Source organism: Streptosporangium sp. NPDC048886, from assembly GCF_055586905.1.
In genome coordinates, this window is the sequence record NZ_JBVJHH010000007.1 from 286,735 (window position 1) to 295,299 (window position 8,565).

The 8,565-nt window shown below is 71.2% G+C and carries 10 protein-coding genes; 4 read left to right on the forward strand and 6 right to left on the reverse strand.

Annotated features, from left to right (window positions below; all coding sequences use genetic code 11):
* Positions 1-20 precede the first annotated feature (20 nt).
* Together ACZ6R6_RS11405 and ACZ6R6_RS11410 are read right to left on the reverse strand one after the other, a co-directional pair.
* A complete protein-coding gene (locus ACZ6R6_RS11405) occupies positions 21-839 on the reverse strand; it encodes a TlyA family RNA methyltransferase (RefSeq protein WP_470092327.1) in 819 nt (272 codons plus the stop codon).
* A complete protein-coding gene (locus tag ACZ6R6_RS11410) occupies positions 836-1,009 on the reverse strand; it encodes a hypothetical protein (protein WP_470092329.1) in 174 nt (57 codons plus the stop codon). Before ACZ6R6_RS11410 ends, ACZ6R6_RS11405 begins: the two co-directional genes overlap by 4 nt.
* Before the next feature lie 545 nt (positions 1,010-1,554).
* Between ACZ6R6_RS11410 and ACZ6R6_RS11415 the strand changes: the two genes are divergently transcribed.
* Positions 1,555-1,902, forward strand: a complete 348-nt coding sequence (locus ACZ6R6_RS11415) for an SCP2 sterol-binding domain-containing protein (RefSeq protein ID WP_470092331.1) — start codon at positions 1,555-1,557, stop codon at positions 1,900-1,902.
* A gap of 79 nt (positions 1,903-1,981) precedes the next feature.
* On the opposite strand, the gene ACZ6R6_RS11420 is transcribed toward ACZ6R6_RS11415, so the two are convergent.
* Positions 1,982-2,998 carry an HAD-IIA family hydrolase gene (locus ACZ6R6_RS11420; RefSeq protein ID WP_470092333.1) on the reverse strand — a complete coding sequence of 339 codons (1,017 nt, stop codon included), beginning with the start codon at positions 2,996-2,998 and terminating at the stop codon, positions 1,982-1,984.
* Positions 2,999-3,023: 25 nt separating this feature from the next.
* Positions 3,024-3,473, reverse strand: coding sequence for a tetratricopeptide repeat protein (locus ACZ6R6_RS11425; protein WP_470092363.1), 450 nt, complete (start codon positions 3,471-3,473; stop codon positions 3,024-3,026).
* A gap of 101 nt (positions 3,474-3,574) precedes the next feature.
* On the opposite strand from ACZ6R6_RS11425, the gene ACZ6R6_RS11430 reads away from it, so the two are divergent.
* The gene (locus ACZ6R6_RS11430) at positions 3,575-4,885 is read left to right on the forward strand and encodes a DUF1015 family protein (protein ID WP_470092335.1); all 1,311 of its coding nucleotides are present in this window, start codon (positions 3,575-3,577) and stop codon (positions 4,883-4,885) included.
* 93 nt (positions 4,886-4,978) lie between these two features.
* On the opposite strand, the gene ACZ6R6_RS11435 is transcribed toward ACZ6R6_RS11430, so the two are convergent.
* Positions 4,979-5,494, reverse strand: coding sequence for a single-stranded DNA-binding protein (locus tag ACZ6R6_RS11435; protein WP_470092337.1), 516 nt, complete (start codon positions 5,492-5,494; stop codon positions 4,979-4,981).
* A gap of 110 nt (positions 5,495-5,604) precedes the next feature.
* On the opposite strand from ACZ6R6_RS11435, the gene ACZ6R6_RS11440 reads away from it, so the two are divergent.
* The gene (locus ACZ6R6_RS11440; RefSeq protein WP_306868772.1) at positions 5,605-6,531 is read left to right on the forward strand and encodes an MBL fold metallo-hydrolase; all 927 of its coding nucleotides are present in this window, start codon (positions 5,605-5,607) and stop codon (positions 6,529-6,531) included.
* 51 nt (positions 6,532-6,582) lie between these two features.
* On the opposite strand, the gene ACZ6R6_RS11445 is transcribed toward ACZ6R6_RS11440, so the two are convergent.
* Positions 6,583-7,533 carry a hypothetical protein gene (locus ACZ6R6_RS11445; protein ID WP_470092339.1) on the reverse strand — a complete coding sequence of 317 codons (951 nt, stop codon included), beginning with the start codon at positions 7,531-7,533 and terminating at the stop codon, positions 6,583-6,585.
* A 138-nt stretch (positions 7,534-7,671) separates the two neighbouring features.
* Between ACZ6R6_RS11445 and ACZ6R6_RS11450 the strand changes: the two genes are divergently transcribed.
* A partial coding sequence (locus tag ACZ6R6_RS11450; RefSeq protein ID WP_470092341.1) for a hypothetical protein occupies positions 7,672-8,565 on the forward strand: 894 nt, incomplete at its 3' end.

Consider the following 8,565-nt stretch of genomic DNA (forward strand, 5'->3'; position numbering starts at 1 on the left):
ACTCTTTCGGGGGATAACCACTACTGGGGGCCTTGCTCCACCGCGCGTTCGATCTCGGCGCCGAGGTCCTCGACCGGCGGCGCGCCCTCTCCCTTGCCCAGCCAGATGACGTACTCCACGTTGCCCGACGGACCCGGCAGCGGGCTCGCGGTGACGCCCCGCACGGTCAGGCCGAGCGCCTGCGCGGCCTCGGCCACATCCTGCACGGCCTGCGCCCGCAGTGCGGGGTCGCGCACGACCCCGCCGGCGCCCACCCGCTCCTTGCCGACCTCGAACTGCGGCTTGACCAGCATCGCGAAGTCGGCCCGGTCGGCGGCGCACCGCGCCAGGGCGGGCAGCACCAGGCGCAGCGAGATGAAGGAAAGGTCGCCGACGACCAGGGTGGGAGCCTCTCCGACCATGTCCGGCGTCAGATCCCGGACGTTGACCCGCTCCATGACCGTGACCCGCTCGTCGGTCCGCAGCGACCAGGCGAGCTGGCCGTACCCGACGTCGACGGCGAGCACGTGCGCCGCGCCGGCGCGCAACAGCACGTCGGTGAAGCCGCCCGTCGAGGCTCCGGCGTCCAGGCAGCGGCGCCCCTCGACGGTCAGCCCCCGTGGGCCGAACGCCTCCAGGGCGCCGAGGAGTTTGTGCGCCCCCCGCGAGACGTAGTCAGGGCCCTCCGCGGCCTCGGCGACCACGATCGCGGAGGCGGTGTCGACCTGGGTCGCGGGCTTGGCCGCCACCTGGCCGCCGACGCTGACCCGGCCCGCCTCGATGAGCTGGGCCGCCTGCTCCCGGGACCGGGCCAGTTTGCGGCGCACGAGCTCGCTGTCAAGACGCGTCCGCCGGCTCACGGCTGCCGGTCCACGGCGCTGTCCACCGAGGCGAGCGCCTGCTCCAGCCCGGTGAAGACCTCCTCGAACACGCTCACGTGCGCCGAGACGGGCACCGTGCCGAGCCGGGCGAGCCCGCCCAACGCCGTGTCGACCCGCTCCTCGCCGGTCTCTTCCGGCAGGTCTGTCATGCGCCCCCTCCGGAGGTGCTCTTGGCCGTCTTGGTGGTCGTACGGGCGCGCGGCGCGCGGGCCGCCCCGCCCGTGGACGCCTTGACCGTATCGGAAGCCGCGGCGCCCGTCGCCCTGGCACCCCCGGCCACGCCCTCGGCGCCCTTCCGCACCCCCGGCGCCCTTCCCCGTCTCCGCCCCCCTCTGCGACCTCACGCGCGCCCTTGTCGTCCGCCCCCTGCGACCTTCCGGGCCCCTGGCGCCCTCCCCCCGGTCTCCGCCCCTCTCTGCCACCTGGCCGGGCATGTGGGACAGGCCGGTCTCTCCGGAAGCAGACATGTCACTCTCTCCGGAAGCGGGCATGCCGCGAACTATCGAGGGGGCTCCGCTCGTTGTCACCTCATTGAGATTCTCCCGCCCCTCGAAAGACTCCGAACGCCGTGGCGGAAGCCTCCCCCTCCGGCGCGCCCCCCGCGCGCCGGATCGCACGCTGTATTCATGTGGAACGCTACCGTCCGTAGGTTCAAGGGATTCGGGTCGGCCCGAACAGAAGGGAGCGCCGCGCGATGGCGACCGTCGACGAGTGCCGGGTGGCACTACGCAAACTCGCCGAGCAGTTCGACGAGGTTGACCAGGAGAGCCGCAGCAGGCACGTGGTCGAGCGCAGCATCAGCTGCCACATCCGCGATCTCGGCGTCACCTTCCACGGCCGCATCCACCACGGCGGCCTGGGTCCCTTCGACGACTCGCCCCCCACCGACGGCAGGCCCGCCGAGGTGAAGCTCACCATCGGCAGCGACGACCTGGTCTCCCTGGTGAACGGCGAGCTCGACATGGGACGGGCGGTGTTCAGCGGCCGGGTCAAGATCGACGCGAGCTTCGGCGACCTTCTCCGTCTCCGCAAGCTCCTCTGAGCGGTCCGGCTCCGGAGAGTGCGGACAGGACGCACCGGGTCTCCGCCCGGGGCGTTCCTCCCGTCCTGAGGCGGGCGGCCTATCCGGCGGGCGTGTGACCGGACAGCGAGGAGTCGAGCACGGCCTTCACCGCGTCTTCGTCCGCCTGTCCCTCTCCGGCGGCCTCCCACGTGGCGGCGGCGGCCGCCCGGAGCCCGTCGAGAGGGTCCCCCCGCCCGTCGAGGCGGAGCCGGTCGGCCTCCCACCGGGCGCTCCACCCCTCGCAGGCCCAGCCGCTCCCGTTGCGCTCCACCCGCGGGTAGGGCCTGTGCAGGGCCGACAGGTCGGCGGCGACGTAGGTGGGCCGATGCCGGGGACCGGCGGTCAGCAGATCCAGAGGGGTCGCCACCCCGGTCAGCACCAGCAGGCTGTCCACTCCCGCGTTGGTCGCCCCCTCGATGTCGGTGTCGAGGCGGTCGCCGACCACCAGCGGCCGCTCCGAACCGGTCCGCAGCATCGACTCGCGGTGCAGCGGCGGCTCGGGCTTGCCCGCGACGATCGGTTCCACCCCGGTCGCGGTGGCGATCACCCGGGCCATCGCGCCGTTCCCCGGCAGTTCGCCCCGATCGGTCGGCATGGTCGAGTCGGCGTTGGCGGCCACGAACAGCGCGCCCTGCCGTACGGCCAGCGCGCCCTCCGACAGCAGGCCGTAGGTGAGACCGGGCGCGATGCCCTGCACCACCGCGGCCGGACCGTCCAGGGCGGTGCTGACCGGGCGCAGGCCGTGCGCGCGCAGGGCGCTGCGCAGCCCCATCCCGCCGACCACCAGCACCGCCGCGCCCGGCCCGAACCGCTCGGCCACCAGCCGCGCGGCGGCCTGGGCCGAGGTGACCACGTCCTCGGGGGCCGCCGGGGCGCCGAGCGCGCTCAGGTGTTCGGCGATCGCCCCCGGGGTGCGCGAGGCGTTGTTGGTGACGTAGGCGAGCCGCACACCACGCTCCGCCGCCTCGCGCAACGACTCGGGAGCCCCGGGCACGGCGTCGCGCCCGAGGTACACCACGCCGTCGAGGTCAAGAAGAAGGGTGTCATACGGGGTTATCAGCGTCTCTGTAGTCACCTGCCCATTTCATCACCCATGAGGATCACGTCCGGCGGGCGCGTAACGTGGCCCGGACGCTTTTCAACGCCGACACGTAGTGCCGCTGGTCGGGACGCATGGCCGCGGCGATGGCCAGCGGCTCCTGGGCTCCTTCCATGTCTCCGGTGCGCCACAGGGCGAGGCCGAGCCCGAAATAGGCGTAGTCCTCGGCCGGATTGGCATCGACGATCCAGCGGAAACTGTCAACCGCATCGGCGTACTGCCGGGAGTTGAACTGGGCGCGGGCGAGCGCCTCGCGGATACTCCGTGATTCCGGCTCGGCGTCGGCGGCGCGCTCCAGCAGCGCGACAGCCGCCGCCGGACTCCCCTCCGCCAGAAGTTTCATCCCTCGCTGGAACCAGTCATAGACGTCCCCGGCCGGAGCGCCCGTCTCGGGGCTGGGGGAATCAGACGGACCGCTACGTCCTTGGACCATACGTGAGGCCTCCTTCATCGACAGACGACAGCTCTGGCCGATTTCCTGACGGCCCGGGCACCACCGCGCCATCGGAGCGGTCCCTGGACGTTTCAGGCCTTTATGGCAGCATGCCCCCTATGGCGAATCCTGAACTGCCGGTGCCGGACGGGCTGGTGCTACGCCCGTTTCACGGCGTGAGGTTCACGGTCGACGATCTGGCCAGGGTGACCTCCCCGCCCTACGACCTGGTCGGAGAAGCCGACGTGCGAGACTTGCTCGACTCCCATCCCAACAACGTGGTGCGGCTGATCCTTCCCGGAGCCGACCGCCACCGTTACGCCGAGGCCCGGGAGACCCTCCAAGCCTGGCTCTCCTCCGGTGTGCTGGTCCCCGACGAGGCACCCGCCGTATATGTCTACGAGCAGATCGGCCCGGGGGTCGTGCAACGTGGCCTCATCGGCGACGTGGGCCTGGCAGACCCGGAGCAGCATGTCATCCTGCCGCACGAGGACGTCATGCCCGGACCGGTCGCCGACCGGCTGGCGCTCATGCGCACGACCGAGGCCAACCTGGAGCCCATCTTCCTTCTCTACGAAGGCGCCGGCGGCGCCGCCAGCCTCCTGGTGGACCAGGTCGCTCTCTCCCGGCAGCCGCTGGCCGAGGCGGAGACCCGTGACGGTCTCAGGCACCGGCTGTGGGCCATCACCGACCCCGGCGAGCTCGCCTCCCTCAACGCCGATCTCCGCACCCGTCAGGCCCTCATCGCCGACGGCCACCACCGCTACGCCACCTACCTCGCCCTCCAGCGTGAGCACCACGCCCTCCTGCGCGGGCAGCGGGGCACGGACGGCACGGCCGTTCCCCGGCACCCGGCGGAGCCCGGCCCCCGGGACTTCGGCCTGGCGCTCCTGGTGGACTCCACCTCCTATCCGCCGGATCTGAAAGCCATCCACCGCGTCATTCCAGGACTGCCGCTGGAGGAGGCACTGGCCAAGGCCAAAGGGTCCTGGCAGGTGCGCGAGCACGCCGACCTCGCCGAAGGACTGGCCGCGCTGCGCGAGGCAACCGGCCCGGCCTACCTGTTGTCGGCCGGGGGCCCGGCGCATCTCCTCACCGACCCCGACCCCGACCAGCTCGATCAGGCCATGCCCGTCCACCGCTCCGCCCGCTGGCGCGCGCTGAACACCTCCGTTCTCGCGGAGTTCCTGCTGCCGAAGGTCTGGGGGATGAACGACGACGAACGGTCGGTCCGCATCGTGCACCACGACCCGGAGGCGGCGGTACGGCTGGCGCGGGAGTCGGGGGGGACAGCGGTGCTGCTGAACCCGCTGACGGTCGACGACGTGCTCGCGGTAGCGGCCCAGCAGGAGCGGGTGCCCCGCAAGTCCACCTCCTTCGGCCCCAAGCCCCGCACCGGACTGGTGCTGCGCACCTTCGCCTTCGACTGATCTCTCCACTGTCTCCACCCTCCGGCCCGGACGGTCACGGAGCAGACGACCGGCGGCGGGCGGCCACAGGGCGGGTGGTCACGGAACGGGCGGTCACCCCAGGGACGGCACCTCCACATGCCGCGGGACGGACGCCACCGGGGTGCTTTTCTCGGCCGTGCGGGACGGCTCCGGACAGGTGGGCCCGACTGCTCTGGACTCCTCCGCCGGGACGGTCTCGGCGCGCGTGAGCGAGCACACCGGCCTGGGCGGAGTGGGGGCCGGGATGCCCTCGTCACCGGTCAGGACCGTGGTGATCCGGCGTTCGAGGCGTCTCACCGAGCGGACCTCGACCTCGTAACCGGACGACTTGGCCCCCTCACTCCCCCACCATCGACGGCGCAGGGAGCCCACCACCTCCACCATGTCGTCGGGCAGCCAGTCGGCCACGGCCACGGTGACCTCGGGCTCGAATGACACGCACGGAATGGTGTCCACCCGGGTCCCGCGGCCCCGCTGATGGCGTCGGACGATCAGCCTCCAGGCGCTGAGCGTGCTCCCGCTCTGCAGCGACCTGACCCGCACCACTTCGGGCAGGCGGCCCACCAGGGTGACCTCGTTGCGATCCATCGAATCCTCCTTCGATCTCTGCCGATCGAAGACGACTCTTTACGATATGGACTATGCCGGGACGGTCGAACGCCGTTCTGGGGACGCCGGTTCCAACTCTGAGGTGGCCTGTGGACAACATCACCGCCCTCGGCGGAGACGTCTATGAGATCGACACAAGGATGGCCGGGCACTCCGGCATCACGGCGGGATACCTCATCCTCGCAGACCGCCCCTGTCTCGTGGAGACGGGAACCTCCACCTCCGCCCCCGTGGTGCGCGACGCCCTGACCTCACTGGGCGTCGGCCCGGACGACCTCGCCACAGTCGTCGTCACGCACATCCATCTGGACCATGCGGGCGGAGTCGGCGACATCGCCGGTTTCTACCCGCAGGCGGAGATCGTGGTCCACGAGAAGGGTGCGAGACATCTCGCCGATCCTTCCCGGCTGATGGCCAGCGCCCGGATGGTCTGGGGCGACAAGCTGGACACCCTGTTCGGCGAGCTGTCCCCCACCGAATCGGCGCGCATCCGCGCGCTGGGCGACACGGGAGCCGTCGACCTCGGCAACGGGCGCACGCTGAACAGCCACTACTCTCCCGGCCACGCCAAGCACCACGTAGGGTTGATCGACTCGGGCACCGGCGACCTTTACGTCGGCGACGCCGCCGGGGTCTACCTTCCGGAGACAGGTGACCTGCGCCCCGCCACTCCGCCGCCGGACTTCGACCTGCAGGCCGCGCTGGACTCGATCGGCCTGTTCGAGGCCCTCGGCCCGCAGCGGCTGCTGTTCAGCCACTACGGGCCGGTCACTGACGTGGAGGAGACCCTGGGGCGCTCGGCGGAGGAGCTGCGCGTCTGGGTCGACCTGACCCGGCAGGCCCATTCGGAGGGAATGGACCTGGACCACGCGGTAGCCATGGTCATGGAACGCACCCGGGAACGCTACGCGGCGCTGAAGGCCGACGACGCGACCGCCGAGCAGTTCGAACTCCTCAGCGGCGCCCCGTCCAACGTGGCTGGAATCCTCCACTGGCTGAACCGGATACAGCCGTAGAAAATCGCCCGCCTCGGGCGGACGGCTCCGTTCACCCGAGGCGGGACCAGATCACTTCTTCTTCTCGACCTCGTCGACGTCGACCTCGGCGGGGTCGTCGGCCGGGTCGTCGAGAATGTCACCGAAGTCTGGCTCGATGAAGGCCGGGCCGACACCGGTCTCGACCTTCTCGCCGGACCTGTCCCGGGCCGTCACCTCCGCGGCGCCAGCCCCGTTCTCATCAGAGTCGCCGATGATGAGTTCATCGTCCTCGAGGTCGTCCTCAGCCTCGATCTCCGCGTCGAGGGTGGCGACATCGTCGATTCTGACGTCAGCCTCCTCTTCGATGTCCTCGTCGTCCTCGTCGTCCTCGTCCCCGAGGTCAGCGTCGATCTCCGTGTCCTCGAGATCGACGTCGAGCTCGTTGTCGAGGTCCTCGTCGTCCTCTTCGAGATCCTCGATGACCGCGCCGGTCAGCTCCGCGTAGCGCTCGGCCGCGTCGGTCTCTCCGTCCTCGTCGAAAGCCATGGCACGGCCGAACCACTCGGTGGCGGGCTCCTCATGGCCTGCGTCGGCGAGGGCGTCGGCATAGGCGAAGGCGAGACGGGCCGACCAGGGCTGCGGACGGGGGTCACGCAGTTCCGGAAGGCGCTGCAGCGTGATGACTGCGGCGTCCTTCTGGTCGAGGTCCCGGCGGGCGCCGGACTCCACGATGGCAAGCTCGATCTTGCCCATCCGGTCGAGGCGCTCGGCCTCCTTGGAGCGGACCAGGTCGAGGGCGCGCTCGGGACGGCCGAGGCCGCGCTCACAGTCCGCCATGATCGGCAGGAACGAGTCGGAGCCGGTCATGCGGCGCGCCGCGCGCAGGTCGCTCAACGCCTCGGCGAAGTGCCCGGCACGGTAGGCGGCGATGCCCACGGCCTCGCGGATCACACCGATCCGGGCTGCGAAGCGACGGGCGACCTTGGTGTGCTCATAGGCCCGCTCGGCGTCCTCCTCGCCAAGAGCACGCTCGGCCGCCACGAGATGACGGGAGATCAGGTCGGCAAGGTCGAGCGGGAGGGAACGCAGCTCGTCCCGGATCTCCTTGTCGAGCTCCTCCGAGGTGATGTCCGGAGCGAGAGGAGGCAGCTCCTCACGTTCCCGGCTCGGAGCCTCGTCGTGGAAGGCGGGACGGTCGTCCCGGCCGTAGCGGGCGCGGAAGCCATCGCCCTCGCCACGGGATCCACCGTCGCGGTCGTCACGGCTGAACGGCCGGCCGCCACGGTCGTCGCGGCTGAAGGAGGGACGGCCGCCGCGGTCGTCGCGGTCGCCGTAGGGACGGCGCTCACCGCCGCCACGGCTGTCACGGAACCCACCACCGGGACGGTCGTCACGGTTGAACGGACGACGCTCACCCCGATCACGCTGACCGTACTGGCTACGCGCCTGGTCACGGTCACCGTACTGAGCCCGCGTCTGGTCGCGGTCGCCGTACTGGCTGCGCGCCTGGTCACGGTCACCATAGGAACGGCGCTCACCACCACCGGGACGGTCATCACGGTTGAACGGAGGACGCCCACCACGATCGTCACGGTTGAACGGAGGACGCCCGCCGCGGTCGTCACGGTTGAACGGAGGACGGCCCCCACGGTCGTCGCGATCGCCGTAGGGACGGCGCTCACCGCCACCGGGACGGTCGTCACGGTTGAACGGAGGACGGCCCCCACGATCGTCGCGGTCGCCGTAGGGACGGCGCTCACCGCCGCTGCGGCTGTCGCGGAACCCACCACCGGGACGGTCGTCACGGTTGAAGGGGGGACGCCCGCCCCGGTCGCGGTCGCCGTACTGGCTGCGCGCCTGGTCGCGGTCACCGTAGGAACGGCGCTCACCACCACCGGGACGGTCATCACGGTTGAACGGAGGACGCCCACCACGATCGTCACGGTTGAACGGGGGACGCCCGCCCCGGTCGCGGTCGCCGTACTGGCTGCGCGCCTGGTCGCGGTCGCCGTAGGAACGGCGCTCACCACCACCGGGACGGTCGTCACGGTTGAACGGAGGACGCCCACCACG

Excerpts from the sequence above, each read along its gene's own strand:
- ACZ6R6_RS11435 (WP_470092337.1), bottom strand. The coding sequence starts at position 5,494 with ATGGATCGCAACGAGGTCACCCTGGTGGGCCGCCTGCCCGAAGTGGTG.
- ACZ6R6_RS11430 (WP_470092335.1), top strand. The coding sequence starts at position 3,575 with ATGGCGAATCCTGAACTGCCGGTGCCGGACGGGCTGGTGCTACGCCCG.
- ACZ6R6_RS11415 (WP_470092331.1), top strand. The coding sequence starts at position 1,555 with ATGGCGACCGTCGACGAGTGCCGGGTGGCACTACGCAAACTCGCCGAG.
- ACZ6R6_RS11410 (WP_470092329.1), bottom strand. The coding sequence starts at position 1,009 with ATGACAGACCTGCCGGAAGAGACCGGCGAGGAGCGGGTCGACACGGCG.
- ACZ6R6_RS11425 (WP_470092363.1), bottom strand. The coding sequence starts at position 3,473 with ATGAAGGAGGCCTCACGTATGGTCCAAGGACGTAGCGGTCCGTCTGAT.